This window comes from Salsipaludibacter albus, assembly GCF_019798055.1.
Lineage (GTDB): Bacteria > Actinomycetota > Nitriliruptoria > Nitriliruptorales > Nitriliruptoraceae > Salsipaludibacter > Salsipaludibacter albus.
Genome location: NZ_JAHOPH010000008.1, coordinates 105020 through 124717, shown reverse-complemented (window position 1 = coordinate 124717; position 19698 = coordinate 105020). Strand labels below are relative to the sequence as shown.

17 protein-coding genes are annotated in these 19698 nt (G+C 72.4%); 15 read left to right on the top strand and 2 right to left on the bottom strand.

The features are described from left to right. Window position 1: 1 nt before the first annotated feature. On the top strand, window positions 2-1873 hold the full coding sequence (locus KR546_RS07125) for an Rne/Rng family ribonuclease (RefSeq protein WP_238444011.1): 1872 nt from the start codon (window positions 2-4) through the stop codon (window positions 1871-1873). A gap of 102 nt (window positions 1874-1975) precedes the next feature. Here the strand turns inward: KR546_RS07125 and KR546_RS07120 are convergent, their stop codons facing one another. Further along, window positions 1976-2428, bottom strand: coding sequence for a DoxX family protein (locus KR546_RS07120; protein WP_238444010.1), 453 nt, complete (start codon window positions 2426-2428; stop codon window positions 1976-1978). A gap of 234 nt (window positions 2429-2662) precedes the next feature. Between KR546_RS07120 and KR546_RS07115 the strand changes: the two genes are divergently transcribed. The 3 genes from KR546_RS07115 to KR546_RS07105 all read left to right on the top strand — a co-directional run bounded on the left by KR546_RS07115 (window position 2663) and on the right by KR546_RS07105 (window position 8361). After that, window positions 2663-4597: an ABC transporter ATP-binding protein gene (locus KR546_RS07115; RefSeq protein WP_238444009.1), complete on the top strand. Its 1935-nt coding sequence runs from the start codon at window positions 2663-2665 to the stop codon at window positions 4595-4597. Further along, entirely contained in the window at window positions 4594-6438 is a 1845-nt protein-coding gene (locus tag KR546_RS07110) for an ABC transporter ATP-binding protein (RefSeq protein ID WP_238444008.1), read from the top strand. The genes KR546_RS07115 and KR546_RS07110 overlap by 4 nt, the downstream gene beginning before the upstream one ends. 147 nt (window positions 6439-6585) lie before the next feature. Then, the gene (locus KR546_RS07105) at window positions 6586-8361 is read left to right on the top strand and encodes an aldehyde dehydrogenase family protein (protein WP_238444007.1); all 1776 of its coding nucleotides are present in this window, start codon (window positions 6586-6588) and stop codon (window positions 8359-8361) included. Between the two features lie 15 nt (window positions 8362-8376). Here the strand turns inward: KR546_RS07105 and KR546_RS07100 are convergent, their stop codons facing one another. Further along, the gene (locus KR546_RS07100; protein ID WP_238444006.1) at window positions 8377-9270 is read right to left on the bottom strand and encodes a sucrase ferredoxin; all 894 of its coding nucleotides are present in this window, start codon (window positions 9268-9270) and stop codon (window positions 8377-8379) included. Window positions 9271-9523: 253 nt separating this feature from the next. Here KR546_RS07100 and rplU point away from each other — a divergent pair, with 253 nt between their 5' ends. The 11 genes from rplU to KR546_RS07045 all read left to right on the top strand — a co-directional run bounded on the left by rplU (window position 9524) and on the right by KR546_RS07045 (window position 19676). After that, the gene (gene rplU, locus KR546_RS07095) at window positions 9524-9823 is read left to right on the top strand and encodes a 50S ribosomal protein L21 (RefSeq protein WP_238444005.1); all 300 of its coding nucleotides are present in this window, start codon (window positions 9524-9526) and stop codon (window positions 9821-9823) included. Between the two features lie 42 nt (window positions 9824-9865). Beyond that, window positions 9866-10129, top strand: coding sequence for a 50S ribosomal protein L27 (rpmA, locus tag KR546_RS07090; protein WP_238444004.1), 264 nt, complete (start codon window positions 9866-9868; stop codon window positions 10127-10129). A 141-nt stretch (window positions 10130-10270) separates the two neighbouring features. Then, a complete protein-coding gene (obgE, locus tag KR546_RS07085; RefSeq protein WP_238444003.1) occupies window positions 10271-11707 on the top strand; it encodes a GTPase ObgE in 1437 nt (478 codons plus the stop codon). Between the two features lies 1 nt (window position 11708). Continuing rightward, on the top strand, window positions 11709-12845 hold the full coding sequence (gene proB, locus KR546_RS07080; protein WP_238444002.1) for a glutamate 5-kinase: 1137 nt from the start codon (window positions 11709-11711) through the stop codon (window positions 12843-12845). A 60-nt stretch (window positions 12846-12905) separates the two neighbouring features. Then, window positions 12906-13538, top strand: a complete 633-nt coding sequence (locus tag KR546_RS07075) for a LemA family protein (protein WP_238444001.1) — start codon at window positions 12906-12908, stop codon at window positions 13536-13538. Next, window positions 13535-15421, top strand: coding sequence for a DUF2207 domain-containing protein (locus tag KR546_RS07070; protein ID WP_238444000.1), 1887 nt, complete (start codon window positions 13535-13537; stop codon window positions 15419-15421). The genes KR546_RS07075 and KR546_RS07070 overlap by 4 nt, the downstream gene beginning before the upstream one ends. A gap of 38 nt (window positions 15422-15459) precedes the next feature. Then, window positions 15460-16338: an AAA family ATPase gene (locus tag KR546_RS07065; protein ID WP_238443999.1), complete on the top strand. Its 879-nt coding sequence runs from the start codon at window positions 15460-15462 to the stop codon at window positions 16336-16338. A 30-nt stretch (window positions 16339-16368) separates the two neighbouring features. Next, window positions 16369-17790 (top strand): vWA domain-containing protein, encoded by a 1422-nt coding sequence (locus tag KR546_RS07060; RefSeq protein ID WP_238443998.1) that lies wholly within the window; start codon window positions 16369-16371, stop codon window positions 17788-17790. Next, window positions 17787-18365 (top strand): nicotinate-nucleotide adenylyltransferase, encoded by a 579-nt coding sequence (gene nadD, locus KR546_RS07055; protein WP_238443997.1) that lies wholly within the window; start codon window positions 17787-17789, stop codon window positions 18363-18365. The genes KR546_RS07060 and nadD overlap by 4 nt, the downstream gene beginning before the upstream one ends. Window positions 18366-18519: 154 nt before the next feature. Beyond that, a complete protein-coding gene (gene rsfS / locus KR546_RS07050) occupies window positions 18520-19035 on the top strand; it encodes a ribosome silencing factor (protein WP_238443996.1) in 516 nt (171 codons plus the stop codon). After that, window positions 19032-19676 carry a histidine phosphatase family protein gene (locus tag KR546_RS07045; RefSeq protein ID WP_238443995.1) on the top strand — a complete coding sequence of 215 codons (645 nt, stop codon included), beginning with the start codon at window positions 19032-19034 and terminating at the stop codon, window positions 19674-19676. Before rsfS ends, KR546_RS07045 begins: the two co-directional genes overlap by 4 nt. The last annotated feature ends 22 nt before the right edge of the window (window positions 19677-19698 follow it).

Below are 19698 nucleotides of genomic sequence, written 5' to 3'. Positions count from 1 at the left end.
TGTGACCACCAACTCCGACGCCGATCCCGACGCCACGAGCGCCACCGGGACCGCTGACGCACCGTCCGATCCAACTCCCGACACCCGCGACGACAGCGAGTCCGGAGGCCGTCGACGTCGTCGTCGCGGCCGCCGGGGCAGCCGCGGCGGCCGTGGGCGTGGCCAGTCGTCCGCTGAGGCGACCACCCAGGCGGACACGACCGACGACACGTCCCGGCGTGGCGGCAGTCGCTCCTCGTCCGGCTCGCGTCGCGGGGGCTCCTCGCGTCGCAGCAAGGGCGGGTCCAGCCGGGGCTCGCGTGACGGCGGGTCCGCACCGGCCGAGGCCACGTCCTCCAGGTCCTCGAAGTCCTCCAGGTCCTCGAAGTCGTCCAAGTCCTCGAAGTCCACGTCGAAGTCCTCCGGGGGGAAGTCGTCGTCGAAGGGCGGCAACGGGTCGAAGTCCGGTGGCGCCGACGACCGGGGCGAGGGCACGCGCATGGCCGCCAAGCGCGGTCGTCGGCCCAACGGTCGACACGTCCAGGGGGTCTCCGAGGACCTGCGTCGCGCCCTGCGGAGCGGTCCCCCCAAGACCATGCTGGTGTCGGCCGACGGCACCCGCACCCAGATCGCCGTGCTCGAGGAGCGCAACCTCGTCGAGCACCACGTCACCAACGTGGAGGACCGCACCCTGGTCGGCAACATCTACATGGCCCGGGTGCAGAACGTCCTGCCGGGCATGGAGGCCGCCTTCCTCGACATCGGCACCGGTCGCAACGGGGTGCTCTACGCCGGGGAGGTGCTCTACGACGACCTCGACGTCGAGGAGGGCTCCACACCACGCATCGAGGACGCCCTCAAGCCCGGCCAGAAGGTGCTCGTCCAGGTGACCAAGGACGCGATGGGCACGAAGGGTCCGCGCCTGACCATGCAGCTGTCACTGGCCGGTCGCTACACGGTGCTCGCGCCCAAGTCCGACGTCTTCGGGATCTCCCGCAAGCTCACCGACAAGGAGCGCGACCGGCTGCGCACGGCCGTCAAGAAGGTCAAGCCCGCCGAGCACGGCGTCATCGTGCGCACCGCCGCCGAGGACGCGCCCGAGGAGCTGCTCGAGGCCGACCTCGGCCGGCTCCTGCGCGTCTGGGCCGGCATCGAGGAGAAGGCCGCCAGCGCCGCGGCGCTCACCCCGGTCTACGAAGAGCCGCCGTTGCACGTCAAGCTGATCCGCGACAGCTTCGGGGCCGAGTACGAACAGGCGATCATCGACGACGCCGAGATCCACGATGCGGTCGTCGAGTACCTGTCCGAGGTCACCAGCGACGAGGCCGACAAGGTCCAGCTCTACGGCATGGCCCGGTGGGAGCGTGAGCACCCCGAGGCCGCCGAAGCCGCCGACAGCGACGAGGACCGGCCCCGGTTCGCGCCCCTGTTCGATGCCTACAACGTCACCGAGCAGCTCCGCAAGGCCCTGTCGCGCAAGGTCTGGCTGCCGTCGGGTGGCTACCTCATCATCGAGGTGACCGAGGCGATGAAGGTCATCGACGTCAACACCGGGAAGTACACCGGTGGGAAGCGCTCCAACCTCGAGGAGGTCGTGTTCAAGACCAACCTCGAGGCCGCCGAGGAGATCGTGCGCCAGCTCCGCCTGCGGGACATGGGCGGCATCATCATCATCGACTTCATCGACATGCTCAAGAAGGCCAACCAGGACCAGGTCGTCGCCACGCTCAAGCGCGAGCTCCTGCGGGACCGCACCAAGACCCGCGTGTCCGACGTCTCCCGCCTGGGCCTGGTGCAGATGACCCGCAAGAACGTCAGCCACGGCCTGCTCGAGTCGTTCGGCCACCGGTGCGAGACCTGCGACGGCACCGGCTGGACCACCGAGTTCGACTAGGTCGGGCACCCGCTGGAGGCGGGTGACCGAGAAGGCCCGTCGAGTGTGCGGATTGCGGCCGCGGGTGGCCGGGATCCGCACACTCGACGTGTGGGAGGGTCCTCAGGCGTCGGGGTCGAGGTCGGGGTCGGCGTCGAGTTCGGCCTCGAGGTCGGCGCGGAGCTCGGCCAGGAGCTCGTCCTCGTCGGGGTCCGATTTCGAGCCCATGACCATCAGCAGGGCCCCCACCAGCGAGATGTTCTTGGCCGCGTGGACCGTCTGGGCGGTGCGCTCCTGCTGGCCGTCGGCCTCGTTGGGGTTGTGCGCGAGGATGGTCGCGGGGACCAGGTTGGCCAGCAGCGCGGTGGCGGACAGGCGGGGGAAGATGCCCAGCGCCATGGTCAGCCCGGCGGCGACGTTGGTGGTGTGGTGGATCTTCTCGAGCAGCTCGGGCTCGGGCAGGTCGTTGGCCTCGGCGACCTCGGCGACGTGGCCGGAGTTCTGCAGGCCGTTCACCCCGGTCTGGATGAAGATGGTCGACAGGGTCATGCGGCCGAGCGTGGAGAGGAAGGACATCGTGGTGCGTTCCTGACTGGTTGGCGTGGTCTCGCCGGAGTGTAGGAGCCGGCCTCCGGCCGGCGTCACGGCCCGTCCCACCCCAGGTCCCCGATCCGATGTGGCCGCGACGGGAAGGTCACGGGCCGGGGATGCGTTGGCTCGTCCGCACCCGGGCCCCGGTCGACCCGACTCGGCCCCGGTCCGGGATCCGCCAGATCCGCCAGACCCGACGTCCGACCTCGGAGCTCGACCGTGCCACCATCCTCCCCGCAGCGCGACGCCGATCCCGCGTCGCTGCGTCGTGGCATGCAGCTGATCGCCCTCCAGCTCCGACAGGCACCTCGCGGGTTCGCCTGGGGGGCCATCGGGACCGCCCTGTACGCGGTGATGACCGTCGCGTCCTCGCTGGTGATCGGGTGGATCACCGACGACCTCATCCTCCCCGCCGCCGACACCAGCCCGACCGCACGGGCGATCGCGATCGGTGCGGGCGTCGTGCTGGGGGTCGCCCTGCTCAAGGCCGTCGGCGTCGTCGGCCGGCGACTCGGCGCCTACGTGGCCCAGTACGCACTGCAGCGGGACGACCGCCGGGCCGTCACCCGGCGCTACCTGTCCCTGTCGTTGCCGTGGCACCGGCGCCACCCCACCGGGATCCTGCTCTCCAACGCGTCCTCGGACATCGAGACCGCCGCCTTCGTGGCCGCCCCGCTCCCCATGGCGCTGGGCGCGGCCCTGATGCTGCTGATCACGGCCGTCCTGCTGGTGACCACCGACCCGTGGCTCGCCGCCATCGGCTTCGTCGTGGGCCCGCTGCTTGCCATCGCCAACCACCGGTTCTCGCGCAGCATGCGGGCCGTCGCGAAACGTGCCCAGTCCACCCGTGGGGATGTCGCCGAGGTCGCCCACGAGAGCTTCGACGCCGCCCTGGTGGTCAAGACCCTCGGTCGTGAGCACGCCGAGATCGCCCGGTTCGACGACGAGACCGGGCGCCTGCGCGACCACCTGATCAGCCTCGGACGTCTGCGCGGCGTGTTCGACCCGGTGGTCCAGGCGCTGCCCGACCTCGCGATCCTGGCCGTCCTCGCGGTCGGCGCGTGGCGGGTGCAGCTGGGCGTGTTGACGGCGGGCGAGCTGGTCACCTTCGCGTACCTGTTCCGGCTGGTCGCCCTGCCGATGCGCTCGTTCGGCTGGCTGCTCGGCCAGCTCCCGCAGGCCGTGGTGGGCCACGACCGGATCCAGCACGTCCTGCAGGCCGACGAGCGCGTCCACTACGGCAGCGAGCGGCTGCCGTCCGATGCCGCCCTCGCAGCCGACGCCGAGGACGTCACCTACATGCACCCGGCGAGCACCCGCGAGGACCTCGACCACGACGCGGGGAGCGCCCCCCGACCGGCTCCCGACCCGGACCGCCTCGAGGACGGGGTGGCGCCGGCCTACACCGGCGACCCGGAACGGGGCGTGACCGACCTGGACCTGCACGTCGAGCCCGGCCGCACGCTCGCGGTCGTCGGCGCGACCGGCAGTGGCAAGACCACCCTGACGTGGCTGCTGGTGCGGCTGTTCGATCCCGACAGCGGCACGATCCGCCTGGACGGCGTCGACGCCACCACGCTGGACCGCGACGCCCTGGCCGCCGACGCCACGCTGGTCTTCCAGGACGCGTTCCTGTTCGACGACACCATCCGCCACAACATCACGCTCGGTGCCGACGTCGCCGACGAGGAGGTGGACTGGGCCGTGCAGCTCGCCGCCGCCGACCGGTTCGTCGACGAGCTCGAGGACGGGCTGGACACCGTGGTGGGGGAGCGGGGCGCATCCCTGTCCGGCGGGCAGCGCCAGCGCGTCGCCCTGGCCCGGGCCCTGCTGCGTCGGCCCCGCCTGCTGGTGCTCGACGACGCCACGTCCGCGGTCGACCCCACGGTCGAGCAGGCGATCCTGACCGGGCTGGCCGCGGCCGACCTGGACACGACCGTCGTGCTCGTGGCCTACCGCAGTGGCTCGATCGCGCTGGCCGACGAGGTCGCCTTCGTCGCCGACGGCGCGGTGGTCGGTCGCGGCACCCACGACGAGCTGCTCGCCACCGACCCCGACTACGCCGCACTGGTGGAGGCCTACGACACCGACCGGTCCGAGCTGGCCGAGCGACACGGCGGCCGCGACGACGACCGCGTGGAGGTGGGGCGATGAGCACCACGACCGCTCCGAACACGGAACGCCTGGACGCAGGTTCCGCGCTGCACACCGTCCGACGTGGGCTGCGCCTGTCGCCGGAGCTCCGGCGTGGGCTGACCGTGACCGTGTTGCTCGCCCTGGTCGCCACGGCCGGCCGCGTGGTCGTGCCGATCGCCGTGCAGCAGACCATCGACAACGGGTTGGGCATCGGTGCGGGCACCACGGCCGTCGACCTGCCACTGGTCGTGCGTGCGGTCCTGTGGGCCTCGCTGGCCGTCCTGGTCACGGCCCTGTCGACCGGGGCGATGAACATCCGGTTGGCGACGGCGGTCGAGACCGCGCTGGCCAACCTGCGCGTGCGCACCTTCGGCCACATCCACGACCTCTCCATGCTCCACCAGGCGAGCGAGCATCGTGGCAACCTCGTGGCCCGCGTGACCTCCGACGTCGACGAGGTGTCGAGGTTCATGCAGCGCGGCGGCCTCAACCTCCTGACCGCCTCGGCCCAGCTGGTCGTCGCGGCGGTGGTGATGCTGGTCTACTCCTGGCGGCTGACGATCGTCGTGCTGGTCCTGTTCGTGCCGTTCGTGCTGGCCGCGAAGTGGTTCCAGGGCCGGCTCACGGTGGCCTACACCGACGTGCGCGAGCGCCTCGGGATCCTGCTCGGGAGGCTCGCCGAGGTGGTCGTCGGCGCCCCGGTGATCCGCGCCTACGGGATCGAACACTCGATCCAGGAGCGGCTCGACGACGCGATCGAGGACCACACCGACGCCGCCCTGCGAGCCGGCCGGCTGTCCGCGCTGTTCTCCGGGACCGGCGAGTCCTTCTCCGGCGCCGCCACCGCCGCGGTCGTCGTCGCGGGCGTCGTCTTCGTCGGCCTGGGCGCGGAGACCCCGGGGACGGTCGTCGCGATGCTGTTCCTGATCTCGCTGTTCGTCGAGCCGGTCCAGATCGCGGCCGAGACCGTCAACGAGGGCCAGACCGCGGTGGCCGGCTGGCGCCGGGTCCTGGACGTGCTCGACGTCGCGCCGGACGTGGCCGACCCGGGCGAGGACGGCCTGGTGCTGGACGACGCACCGGTCGGCGTGACCTTCACGAGTGTCGGGTTCCGCTACCCGCGGCCGGGCGAGACCGCCCGCGAGGCGTCCAGCCCCACGGTCCTGGAGGACATCACTGTCAGCATCCCACCCGAGCAGCACGTCGCCGTCGTCGGCGAGACAGGATCGGGCAAGACCACCTTCGCCAAGCTCCTGACCCGGCTGATGGACCCGTCCACCGGCACGGTCGAGGTCCAGGGCCGGCCGATCGACCGGGTCGCGTTCGGATCGCTGCGCCGTCACGTCGTGATGGTGCCCCAGGAGGGCGCGTTGTTCGCCGGGACCGTGCGCGACAACCTCCTGCAGGGCGAGCCGGACGCCACCTCCGACCAGTTGTGGAGCGCGCTCGACGACCTCGGCCTGGCCGACTGGGTGGCGTCACTGCCCGACGGACTCGACACGCCGGTCGGGGACCGGGGCGGCGCGTTGTCGGCCGGCGAGCGCCAACTGGTCGCGCTGGCCCGGGCCTACGTCGCCGACCCACGACTGCTGGTGCTGGACGAGGCCACCTCCGCGGTCGACCCCGCCACCGAGGTCCGCCTGCGTCGTGCGCTGGACGGCCTGACCCGGGGGCGGACCACGGTGACCATCGCCCACCGGCTGTCGACGGCCCAGTCCTCGCAACGCGTGCTGGTGTTCGACCACGGCCGGCTGGTCGAGGACGGTCACCACGACGACCTGGTGGCTGCGGGCGGCGTGTACGCCGACCTGTACGACTCGTGGGAGGCCGGCACGGCGGGGCGGGCACCCACCGGCTGATCTCGGTGGCGGTGCCCGGCCGATCCGGCCACCAGTAGCCTGCTCGCCGGCGGGGCGTGGTCCCGTCGCCGACCACGCACCGACGCCAGCCGACCCGGGCGCCCGAGTCGTCACACGGTCGGCATCGACCACCCACGGGGTGAGGCCATGACGAGCACCGACGCGGCGACCGACCGGCAGGCCGGCACCCCCGACATCCCGCAGGTCGCCGAGCAACCCACGACCTCCCCCGACGAACTCGACCGGGCCGTGGCAGTCGTCGCCGGGGCAGCACCCGGATGGGTCACGTCCGACCTCCCCCGACGACTCGCCCTGCTGGAACAGGCGCGGGGCGACACGCTCGCGGCGGCCGAGGACTGGGTCCTGGCCGCGCAGGTGGCAAAGGGCATCTCGCGCGACCAGCGGGCGATGGGCGACGAGTGGCTGGGCGGTCCCGCACTGGTGGCCCGCAACCTGCGCCTCCTGCACCAGACGCTGACCGACGTGGTGACCACGGGCCGGCCGCAGCCCCCACGGATCGAGCAGCGTGACGACGGGCGGACCGTCGTCCACGTCCTGCCGGCGGACGGTCGGGACCGCCTCCTGCTGCCGCGCAGGACCGGCCAGGTCGTGATGCGGGAGGGGGTCACCGTTGCGGAGGTCGAGTCCCGGATCGGCGAGGTCCACCGGGACGGGCACGAGCCGCCCCACGAGGGCGAGGTGGCGGTCGTGCTGGGCGCCGGCAACGTGTCGTCGATTCCCCCGATGGACGTCCTCGCCCAGCTCTACGGGCACCTCCGCACGGTCGTGCTGAAGATGAGCCCGGTCAACGACTGGCTCGCCCCGCACCTGCGCCGGGCGCTGCGGGCGTTCGTGGACGCCGACCTGGTGCGGATCGTCTCCGGCGGTCGCGACGAGGGCGCCCACCTGGTCGGCCACGACGACGTCGCGGCGGTCCACGTCACCGGGTCGGACAGGACCCACGACGCGATCGTGTTCGGGACCGGCGAGGAGGGCGCTCGCCGCCGCGCGGCCGACGAGCCGGTGATGACCAAGACCTTCACTGCCGAGCTCGGCAACGTCTCACCCGTGATCGTGGTCCCCGGACCCTGGACCGACGACGACCTGGCCGCCCAGGGCGACACCATCGCCTCGATGCTGGTCAACAACGGCGGCTTCAACTGCGTGGCTGCGCGCGTGGTGGTCACGCACGTCCACTGGAACCGACGCGGGCGGCTGCTGGATGCCGTCCGGGCGTCGCTCGCCGAGGCGGAGGACCGCCAGGCCTGGTACCCGGGCGCCGAGGAGCGCCACCGGGAGCTCGTCGCGTCCCACGACCGGGTCGAGGGGTTCGGGGGGACGGCCCCGGGCAGCCTCCCCTTCACGCTCCTGGCCGACCTGGACCCGTCCGACACTGGTCACCTCGCCTTCACCCACGAGGCGTTCTGCGGGGTGTTCGGCGAGGTCGGGCTGGACGCCCCCCGGTCGGTGGTGGACTACCTCGAGGAGGCCGTGGACTTCGCCAACGACGTGCTGTGGGGCACCCTGTCGGCCTCGATCCTGGTGCATCCGCGGAGCCTGCGGGACCCGGCGATCCGGGACGCGGTGGAGCGGGCCATCGACCGGCTGGAGTACGGCACCGTCGTCGTCAACGACTGGGGCGGGACCGCCTACGGGACCGTCGTGCTGCCCTGGGGAGGTGCGCCCGGACGGAGCCGGACCGACATCCAGTCCGGCACGGGGTTCGTGCACAACACCTGGCTGCTGCCCGACGACCTGGTCGAGAAGTCCGTGCTGCGCAGCCCGTTCCGTCCGACCCCGGGCAGGATCACCTCGCACACCCATGCGCGCTCGGCCGAGGTCGGGCGCCTGTTGACCGAGTTCGAGGCCACGGGACGCACCAGCCTCATGGCCCGCCTCGCCGTGGCCGCCGCCCGGGGCTGAGCCGCCGGTCGTCGATCAGCCGGGGGTGTCGCCTCCGACCGAACGGACTCGCCAGGTCGCGCGCGGCTTGGGGTCCCCGCCGCACGACGTCATGGCGGGTGGCAGCTCGACGCGATCCAGCACCACGACCTCGCGCCCGGCCGGCGACGTGACGACCACGGTCGCGGTGGCGCCATCGTGCCGGCTCGACACGACCCGAACGGCGGCGGGATCGGTGAGGTCGTGGGCGCGACGCACCGTGACCTCGGCGGCCTGGGCTGGTCGTGACAGGGCCGGGTCGCCGCGGTAGTGCGCCAGGTGCAGCCGGCCGTCGAGCAGGTCGTCGAGCAGTGCCTCGGGATCGTCGACGAACCCGTACACACCGCCCGTGGGGAAGGCCAGGATGCTGGGTGCGAAGCGGTGACCGCTGGTGTGCGAGGTCTCCCAGACCACGTCCGGTGCCCGTCGGGCCAGCGACGCCACCATCGGGCGCCCCCACAGCGCACAGCAGGCGTCCCGACGCGAGTGCGTGCACACCGCGACCAGCGGGTCGGTGACCTCGGTGGCGCCTGCCGGGGCTCGGTCCGCGGTCACCACTGCCAGGTCGAGGTCGACCAACTGCTCGACCGGCAGGTCGAGGCGCGCCAGCCAGCCGGCCCGCACGTTGGCGAGGTACACGGCTCGGCGTGCCTTGCGCGTCCGGTCGGGTCGGCGCACGGCCTGGTAGCGCACGCCGTGGGCCTCGGTCTGGCGCACCAGGTGGGCGACCACGCGCTCGGGGAGCCCGCCATCGGCCAGGGCGTCGCGGCCCCACGGGCCGGGGTCCTCGACCAGGACCCACCACGGGGCCTCCGGCGCGGTGCCGGCCAGCGGCTCGTCGTCCCGCGCCACCAGGGCACAGCGTTGGTCGGGGTCGAGGACGTCGGACACGCGGCACACTTCCCTTCGGAGCGGGGGGTGGGCCGGACGACGGTGCTCCGGAACCCACGAGTCGGGGCCGTCCGAACGGTATCGACCCCCGGCTGGCACGCCCGCGGGGGCTGCGATAGCCTGTCGTTCGTTGCGGTTCCGCGGTGCGGAGCCGCCAGTCGTGTCGTTTCCCACCATCGGCAGCGCCCCGCGCCACCCCTGACCGGGGCCACCGTGCGCCCGCCTGCCCAACCACATCTCGCAGGAGTCCACCGTGTACGCGATCATCGCCACCGGCGGCAAGCAGTACCGCGTCGAAGAAGGCCAGGAGGTCGTCGTCGAGAAGCTCGGCGGTGATGTCGGCGACTCCGTGTCGCTGCCCGTCGTCCTGGTCGGTGACGGCTCGGAGGTCACCACCGGCGCCGACGTGGCCGACCGCACGGTCGACGCGACCATCACCGGCCACGACCGCGGCAAGAAGATCCGCGTGTTCACCTACAAGAACAAGTCGCGCCAGCACAAGCGCCGGGGGCACCGCCAGCACCGCACGACCATCAAGATCGACAGCATCTGACCAGCTTCCCGGTCCCGGGACCGGCATCGAGAAGGACTCACCATGGCGCACAAGAAGGGCGGCGGCTCGTCCAACAACGGCCGCGATTCCAAGGCGAAGCGACTGGGCGTCAAGCGCTACGGCGGCCAGGAGATCCGGGCAGGCGGCATCATCGTGCGCCAGCGCGGCACCAAGATCCACCCCGGCGAGAACGTCGGGCGCGGTGGTGACGACACGCTGTTCGCGCTGGTGGACGGCTCGGTCCGCTTCCGCAAGTCCGGCAAGCGCACCTTCGCCAATGTCGACGCGCATCCGGCGGACGCGTAACGCTCCGCTGAAGGTCTGATCCACCACGACCACTGAGGACTCGCTGAGGCGGGGGCTCCCCATCGGGGGGTCCCCGTCTCGCGTTCCGGCCGCAACGCCGCAGCCGGCCTATCGTCGACCACCGACCACGAGGAAGTGCCCGTGTCCGACGCCGTCGAGTTCATCGACTCCACGCCCATCCATGTCCGGGGTGGGCGCGGGGGCAACGGTGCTGCCTCGATGCGGCGCGAGTCCCACGTGCCACGTGGCGGTCCCGACGGTGGTGACGGGGGCCGTGGCGGCGACGTGGTCCTGGTCGCGAAGCGCGGCCAGGCCTCCCTGCTCGACATCCAGCGCAATCCCCATCGCCGTGGCGACGACGGTGGGCACGGTTCGTCGCAGCGCAAGTCCGGTGCGGCGGGCGAGGACGCGGTCGTGACCGTGCCGATCGGCACGGTCGTGCGCACCCGTGACGGCCGACTGCTGGCCGACCTGACCACCGACGGCCAGCGCTTCGTGGCGGCTGAGGGCGGCCGGGGCGGTCGTGGCAACGTCGCGTTCGCCAACCGCCACCGCCGGGTCCCGCGGTTCGCCGAGTACGGCGAGGAGGTCGAGGAGCGCAGCCTGCAGTTGGACCTCAAGGTGATCGCCGACGTCGGGCTGGTCGGCTTCCCGTCGGCCGGCAAGTCCTCGCTGGTGTCCCGCCTGAGCGCGGCACGTCCGCGCATCGAGGCGTGGCCGTTCACGACCCTGACCCCCCACCTGGGCATGATGCGGGCCGGCAACCGTCCCGACGGCAGCCCGATCGACGTCGTCCTGGCCGACGTGCCCGGCCTGGTCGAGGGTGCCAGCGACGGCAAGGGGCTGGGGCACCGGTTCCTGCGCCACGTGGAGCGCTGCCGGGTCCTCCTGCACGTCCTCGACACCGCGCCGTTCGATCCCGACCGTGACCCGCTCGTCGACCTCGCCGTGCTGCGTCGTGAACTGGTCGCCCACGATCCCGAGCTGGCCGAGCGGGTCGAGGTGGTGGTGCTGAACAAGGTCGACCTCCCCGACGGGCGTGCCATGGCCGACCTGGTCCGGCCTCGCCTTCAGGACGAGGGCTGGGAGGTCTTCGAGGTCTCCGCGATCTCCGGGGAGGGACTCGACGCGTTGCGCTACCGGCTGGGCGAGCTGGTCGCGGCGGCCCGGGACACCGACCCGACCGCGACCGACGACGGCGACGAACCGGTCGTGATCACCCTGCGCGAGTCCGGTCCGGACTACCGCATCGGACGGGATCCGTCCGGCGCCTACGCGGTCGTGGGCCGACGCATCGAGCGCTGGGTCCAGATGCTGCCGATCGACAACCCCGACGCGGCCCGGTACCTGCAGGGTCGCCTGCGTCGTGCCGGCGTGGTGTCGGCGCTGGTCGACGCCGGCGCGCGCTCCGGCGACGAGGTCGTCATCGGCGAGGCGGTCTTCGACTTCCAACCCGAGCTGGACGACCTGCCCGCCGAGGAGCGGGCCGAGATCCTTGCCGGCGAGTTCGACGACGACGACCCCGACGAGGTCGAGGGAGACATCGTCGTCGACGCCGTCGACGACGCGGGTCGCTGACATGGCCGAGCGTCCCGGGCTGGTCGTCGTCAAGGTCGGGTCGTCGTCCCTGCGTGGCCCCGACGGGTTGCTGGACCGCTCCGTGGTGGCCCGGCTCGGCCACCAGCTCGCGCGGGTCCGGGCCGACGGCTCCCGGGTCGTGCTGGTGTCCTCGGGTGCGGTCTCGGCCGGCATGGGGCTGCTGGGGCTGCACCACCGCCCCCGGGAGCGCGAACTGCTGCAGGCCTGTGCCGCGGTCGGCCAGGCCGAGCTGATCAACGCCTATCAGCACGTCTTCGACGACCACGGGCTGTCCGCCGCCCAGGTCCTGCTCACCCAGGACGACTTCGTCGGGCGTGGGCGCTACCTCGGGGCCCGTCGCACCCTGCGCCGGTTGCTGGAGCTCGAGACCATCCCGGTCATCAACGAGAACGACACCATCGCCTTCGACGAGCTGGCGTACGGCGACAACGACCACCTCGCCGCCCTGGTGGCCTCGATGCTGCATGCCGACCTGCTGGTCGTGCTGTCGGACGTCGACGGCGTGCACGACGCGCCACCCGGACGTCCGGGGGCCCGGGTGATCCCGCGCATCGACGACCCCGCCACGCTCGACGACGTCCTGGTCGGCGGCACCGGGTCCCACGTCGGGTCCGGAGGCATGCGGACCAAGGTCGACTCGGCCCAGGTGGTGACCTCCTCGGGAGGCGCGGTGGTGATCGCCAACGCCGCACGTCCGGACGTGGTGGTCGACGCGGTCGCCGGCCGGTCGGTGGGCACCCTGTTCCCGGCCCGGCCACGCGCGAGCGACGCCCGTCGACTGTGGATCGGCTTCGCCCTGCGGATCCGCGGCCGGGTCGTCGTCGACGCCGGGGCCGTCGAGGCCCTGACCCGTCGGGGGACCTCGCTGCTGCCCGTGGGCGTGGTCGACGTGGACGGCGACTTCGTGGCCGGATCCTGTGTCGAGATCACCGGGCCCGACGGCGTGGCGGTGGCCCGGGGGCTGACGACCCTGGCGGCCGAGGACCTGCGGCTCATCGCCGGTCGCTCGACCACCGAGGCACGCGAGGCCCTGGGCGCCGGGCGCATCCGCGAGGTCGTGCACCGCGACCAGCTCTTCGTCTTCCCCGACCACCGGGCTGCCCGGGGCGACGCCTGAGCCTGTCGCCGTCGCGTCTCGATGGTCCTACGCTCATGGCCACGTCACGAGGGGAACGACATGGTGTGGATGTGGGTGGGGCTTGGCCTGCTCCTGGTCGTGGCCGTGTTCGTCGCGGTGACGTACAACGCCCTGGTCCGGCTGCGCAACAAGGCCGAGGAGGCATGGTCGGGCATCGACGTCCAGTTGCAGCGGCGCGCCGACCTCGTGCCCAACCTGGTCGAGGCCGTCAAGGGCTACGCCGGCCACGAACGCGAGACCTTCGAGGAGGTCACCCGCGCCCGCCAGGCGGTCGTGGCTGCCACCGGACCGGCCGAGGCCGAGCAGGCCGACTCGATGCTGGTGGCCGCGCTGCGCAACATGTTCCTGCTGGCCGAGGACTACCCCGAGCTGCAGGCGTCCGCGAACTTCCTGGCCCTCCAGCGCCAGCTCGCCGTGCTCGAAGAAGACATCGCCTTCGCCCGTCGCTACCACAACGCCGTCGTCGAGGACCTCAACACCCGGATCGAGACCTTCCCGTCCGTGCTGGTCGCCGGACCGCTCGGCTTTGCCCGCAAGCCCTACTTCGAGGCCGGGAAGGACGAGCGTTCCGTGCCACGCGTCGACCTGTCCGACGGCGGACCGGTCGGGGACACGCCACCGTCGGAGGAACCCGGCGCGAGTGGCGGGTCGTGGCCGACGAGCCCCGCATGAGCACGAGCACCCGCGCGTCACGCGTCCGGGCCCTCGGGGCCGCACTGCTCGTCGTCCTGCTCGCCGGCCTGGGCCTCGCCGGGTCCGTCACGGTCGCATCGGCCCAGACCTCCGGACCGTGGACCATCACCGACTACGACGTCGACATCACCATCCTGGACGACTCCACCCTCGAGGTCACCGAGGCCATCGACGTGGACTTCGAGGGTGACCAGCGGGGGATCTTTCGCTACTGGGACGTGCGTGAGGCCCTGCCGAACCCCCTGCCGCCCGACTCGACCATCGAGCTCGACGGCGACCCGGCCGACTACCAGCGCGCGACCGAGATCGACGACCTGGCGGTCTCGTCGCCCAGCGGCGCACCGACCGACGTCGACCTGTCGACGTCGGGCGACGAGCTGACCGCGAGGATTGGTGACCCGGACGTCTACGTGACCGGACCGCAGTCCTACGTGATCAGCTATCGCGTGCGTGGCGCCATGAACGGGTTCACCGACCACGACGAGCTGTACTGGGACCCGATCGGCACGTGGCCCGTCCCCATCGACGACCTGCAGGTGGCGGTCCACGGTGACGGCATCGAACAGGTGGCGTGCTACGCCGGCAGCGCCGGCACCAGCGACGTGACGTGTCCGGCGACGTCCGACGACGCGGGCGCGACCTTCACGTTCGGGCAGGTCCTGCCCGGGGCGTACCCCACGATCGTCGTCGGCCTCGACCCGGCCGCCGTGGACGTCACCGACCCCATCCTCGTGCGTCGGCCGGACCTGGCCTGGGCGTTGTTCGGCAGCCCCTACGCCATCCCGGCCGCACTGCTGGTGCTGGTCCTGGGCGTCGCGCTGGCGTCGTGGCAGATCTGGCGCGTGGGTCGTGACCGGGTCGCGGTCGGCGGGGTGACCGCCGGCGGTGCCGTGCGCACCGACGAGGACGGGCAGCGACTGGCGCTGTTCGCCAACCCCGTCGTCCCGGTGCAGTTCCGCCCGCCCGACGACCTGCCGCCCGGGATCCTCGGCGTCGTCGTCGACGATCGAGTCGACCCGGTCGACGTGTCGGCCACGATCGTCGACCTGGCCGCACGGGGCTACCTCACCATCGCCGAGGTGGATCGCGGTGGCTGGTTCTCCAAGGACGACTGGGAACTGTCCCGGACCCCCGGGGCCGACGTGTCCGCGCTCCAGGCCTACGAGGCCGAGCTGCTGACCGGCCTGTTCGACGGTCGCACGGAGGTGAACGTCTCGGAGCTGAAGGGCACCTTCTCCGGCACCTACCAGTCGGTGTCGACGATGCTCTACGACGTGGTGACCACCCGTGGGTGGTTCCGCCGCAACCCGAAGCACGCCGCCGTGCCCTTCATCGTCGTCGGGGTCCTCGTGCTCGTCGCGGCCGTCGGCGTGGCCGTGGTGACCTGGTCACGCGGGCTCGCCGCGATCGCCCTGGCCCTGGGCATCGTCGGCGTGGTCACCCTGGCCGTGGCCCGCAACGCGCCGTCCCGGACCGTGGCGGGGTCCCGACTGCTGGTCGAGACGATGGGGTTCCGCGAGTTCGTGGAACGGGCGGAGGCCGACCGGATGGACTTTGCCGAGAAGGAACAGATCTTCGCGACCTACCTGCCCTACGCCGTGGTCTTCGGCGTGGTCGACCGCTGGGCCAAGGCCTTCGCCGACGTCGGCGTGGACATCCAGCACGCCGTCGGTGGCTACTACACCGGGGTCGGCGTGTTCGACGCCGCGCGGTTCTCGGCCGGCGTGAACTCGTTCTCGTCGGTGTCGTCCAACGCCGTCGCGGCCGCGCCCCCGTCCTCGTCCGGGGGCGGGTCCGGGTTCTCCGGCGGGGGCAGCTTCTCCGGGGGCGGCGGCGGTGGTGGCGGCGGCGGGGCCTGGTAGCGCCGTATCCTGTGGGGAACCATTCCCCAGGAGCCCGTGTGGCCGAGTTCGCCTCCTACGACGACGTGCACGACCGCCTCGCCGACGTCGACTACCTGACCGACGAGCGCATCGACACCGTCGTGTGGCTCGCCCAGCGGCTGGGCAAGCCGATCCTGGTCGAGGGCCCGGCCGGCACCGGCAAGACCGAGCTGGCCAAGGCGGTCGCGGCCGCCCGTGGCGCCGACCTGGTCCGGCTGCAGTGCTACGAGGGTCTCGACGAGGCCAAGGCGCTGTACGAGTGGAACTACAAGAAGCAGCTGCTGCGCATCCAGGCCGGTCGTGACGGCGAGGACTTCGACGACGTCCACGACGACATCTTCGGCCAGGACTACCTGCTGGAGCGGCCGTTGCTGCGGGCACTGCGGGCCGAGCGCGACACCGTCCTGCTGATCGACGAGGTCGACAAGGTCGACTTCGAGTTCGAGGCGCTGCTGCTCGAGATCCTGTCCGACTTCCAGGTCACCATCCCCGAACTGGGCACCGTGACCGGCACGCGCCGCCCGTTCGTCGTACTGACCTCCAACAACACCCGGGAGCTGTCCGAGGCGCTCAAGCGTCGTGCGCTGTACCTCCACCTCGACTACCCGACCCCCGCACGGGAGGCCGAGATCGTCCGACGTCGCGTCCCCGAGGCGTCCGCGGCACTGGTCGAGCAGGTCGTGCGGGTGGTCCGCAGCCTGCGCGCACTGGAGCTGAAGAAGGCGCCGAGCGTGTCCGAGACACTGGACTGGGCTGCGACCCTGGTCGAGCTGGGCTACGAGTCGGTCGACGACGAGGCGCTGTCGCGGACCCTGAACGTGGCCCTGAAGTACCACCAGGACGTGACCCGGGCCACCAGCCACCTGCAGGTCTCGCCCCGGCCCGAGCTCAACTGAGGTGTCCTGCCCGACCGTCCCGGTGACCCGATGACCGCCCGGCCCGCGCCCGACCAGTCCGACGCGCTCGGTGAGCCCGATGACTCCGGCCTGTTCGACCGCACCCTGGCCTTCGTGGGGGCCCTGCGGCGCGCCGGCGTCACGGCGACCCAGTCCGAGGCCATCGACGCGGTCCGTGCACTCGGGGAGGTGGACCTGCTGCGTCGCCCGGTCGTCCGCGAGGCACTGGCGACCGTCACGGTGTCCTCCGGGGGTGACCGTCGCACCTTCGACGACCTGTTCGAGCTGTACTTCCCGGCCCGGCGTGTCCCCTCCGACGGGGAGGCGCTGCCGGCCGAGCACGTCGGCGAGGACGGGGAGGTGGACCGCGACGCGTTCGACACGGCCCTGCTCGACGCGTTGCTCGGCGGTGACGACGACGCGGTGCGGCGCCTCGCCCGCGAGGCCGTCGACGCCTTCGGCCGGGTGGAGGGACGGGACGGCCAGCCGGCCTTCTTCTCCTACCGGGTCCGTCGCGCGCTCGACCCCCACACGCTGCTCGACTCCCTGCTCGAGGCCCGTGGTGCGACCGACGACGACGCGCGGGCCCAGCGCCTGCTCCGCGACGAGTTCGAGGAGCGACTCGCCGAGTTCCGACGCGAGGTCGACGCCGAGATCCGCCGCCGGACCGCCGAGCGCTCCGACCTCGACGACCTGGCCGACCGGGTCGTCAAGCCGGCCCTGGACGAGGTCGACTTCTTCCGCATGACCGCCGCCGAGGCGGCCGAGCTGCGCGCCCAGGTCGCCCCGCTGGCCCGCAAGCTCGCGACCCGGACCCAGGTCAAGCGTCGGCGTGGGCGGGACGGTCGCCTGGACGTGCGGCGCACCGTGCGTCGGTCCCTGTCGACGGGGGGCGTGCCGATGGACCCGGTGTTCCGTCCCCGCAAGCCCCACAAGCCCGAGCTGGTCGTGATCACCGACGTGTCCGGGTCGGTGGCCTCGTTCGCGCGATTCACCCTGATGCTGGTCCACAGTCTCCAGGAACAGTTCTCCCGGGTGCGGTCCTTCGCCTTCATCGACACGCTCGACGAGGTCACCGAGCTGTTCGAGGGGCGCGACTTCGACGAGGCGATCCGGCGGATGAGTTCCGAGGCCGACCTGGTGTGGCTCGACGGCCACAGCGACTACGGGCACGCCTTCGAGGTCTTCCACGAGCGCTTCGTCGACGAGATCACCCCGCGGTCCACGGTCCTGGTGCTGGGCGACGCCCGCAACAACTACCGGGCGTCGTCGTCGTGGGTCCTGGCCGAGATCGCGACCCGCGCCCGTCGCGTCTACTGGCTCAACCCCGAGTCCGCCGCCTACTGGGGGACCGGGGACTCGATCACGGCCGACTACGCCCGCCACGTCGAGGACATGGTCGAGGTGCGCAACCTCCGCCAGTTGGCCGATTTCGTCCGGGAGCTGACATGAGTCGCCACGTCGGCCTGCTGGGCGGCACCTTCGACCCGGTGCACCTCGGCCACCTCGTGGTCGCCGACGTGGTCGCCGACCGGCTCGGCCTGGACGAGCTGCGCCTGCTGGTCGCCGGCGACCCGTGGATGAAGGACTCCGAGTCGGCCGCCCACCACCGGGTGGCGATGGCCCGGGCGGCCGTGGCCGACGACCCGTGCCTGTCGGTCGACGACCGCGAGACCCACCGGGACGGGCCGACCTACACCGCCGACACGCTGGAGATGCTCCACGAGGAGGAGCCCGGCACGCGTTTCGTGTTCCTGCTCGGTGCGGACGCCGCCGCCCACCTGCCGGCCTGGCGCCGGATCACCGACGCGCTCGAGCTCGCGACCTTCGTGGTCGTCGGCCGTCCCGGCAGCCAGCGCCCGATCCACGAGTTGATGGACCGGGTCACGTGGGTGGACGCGCCGCTGGTCGACATCTCCTCGACCGGGCTGCGAGCCGACGTCGCGTCCGGGCGCTCGGTCCGTTACCGGGTCCCGGACCCGGTCCGGGACTACGTGGCGGAGCACGGCCTGTACCTGCCGGGGTGAGTCCCCCCACCCTGCCCACCCGACGGGCCGGGTGTGGTGGCCGGGGGTCGGGTCGCACACCTGCAGCGCCGGGGGTCGTGTGGTTGGATCGTGGGGAGGCGCCGCCCGGGATCCCGGTGTCGGCCGGACCCGTGAACCACCACAAAGGACCGCCGTGCCCGCAACATCCGAGGCCATCGAACTGGCCGTCGAGGTCGCCACGGCCGCCGACGACAAGTTGGCGTCCAACCTCGCCCTGTACGACGTCGCCGACGTCCTGGCCGTCGTCGACGTGTTCGCGATCGCGTCCGCGTCGTCGGACCGCCAGGTCCGGGCCGTGGTGGACAACATCGAGGAGCGCCTGCGCGAGACCGGGGATCGACGGCCGCTGCGTCGCGAGGGCACGCCCGAGTCCGGCTGGGTGCTGCTGGACTACGGCGACGTGGTCGCGCACGTCTTCCAGACCGACCAGCGGTCCTTCTACGACCTCGACCGCCTGTTCTCCGACGTCCGGTCCTTCGAGCCGCTGACCGGCGCGGTCACCCGCGAGGCGACCCGCCTGGACGACGACGACCCGTCCGAGGACCTCGCCGACGCGATCGAGAGCGCCCGGCCGCCCCGCGACGACGAGGCGCCCGACGACGTGTCCGAGGTCGGGGCCGACGGTGGGGACGCGGTGGGGGCGTCGTGACCCGCGTGCTGCTGGTGCGCCACGCCGAGTCGGTGTGGAACACCCAGCGACGCCTGCAGGGCCACGGCGGGGTCGGGTTGAGCGAGACCGGCCGCCGCCAGGCCGAGGCGCTCGCGGGATGGCTCGCCGGCACCATCGGGCCCGCGCCCGTGGTCTCGTCCGACCTCGCACGGGCCCGCGAGACCGGTGAGGTCGTCGCCACCGCGCTGGGCGCCGACCTGCAGGTCGATCCGGACCTGCGCGAGCGGTCGTTCGGTGACTGGGAGGGGCGCTCGGTCGAGGACCTCACGGCCGAGGACTCCACGTTGTGGCAGCGTTTCGCCGACGGCGAGGACGTCGCCACGGAGGTCGGGGGCGAGTCCGGACCGGACCTGGCCGGGCGGGTCGTGCCGGCGATCCGGCGTCACGCCGACGGGGTGGAGGCGGTCGTGCTGGTCACCCACGGGGGGTCGATCTGGCATGGGCTGCATGCGCTGCTCGACCTGCCACCTCGCACGCTGGGCGGGGTCGGCAACACCGCGGTGTCCGAGGTCCTGATGGTCGACGGGCATGCCTGGCTGCAGTCCTACAACGCCCAGCCGCACCTGCCGCCGGACGACGGCCCCGTGCAGGTTCCGCGCGAGTTGCGCAGCCGCGCCTGACCGGCCCGCAGCTTCGGGCAGG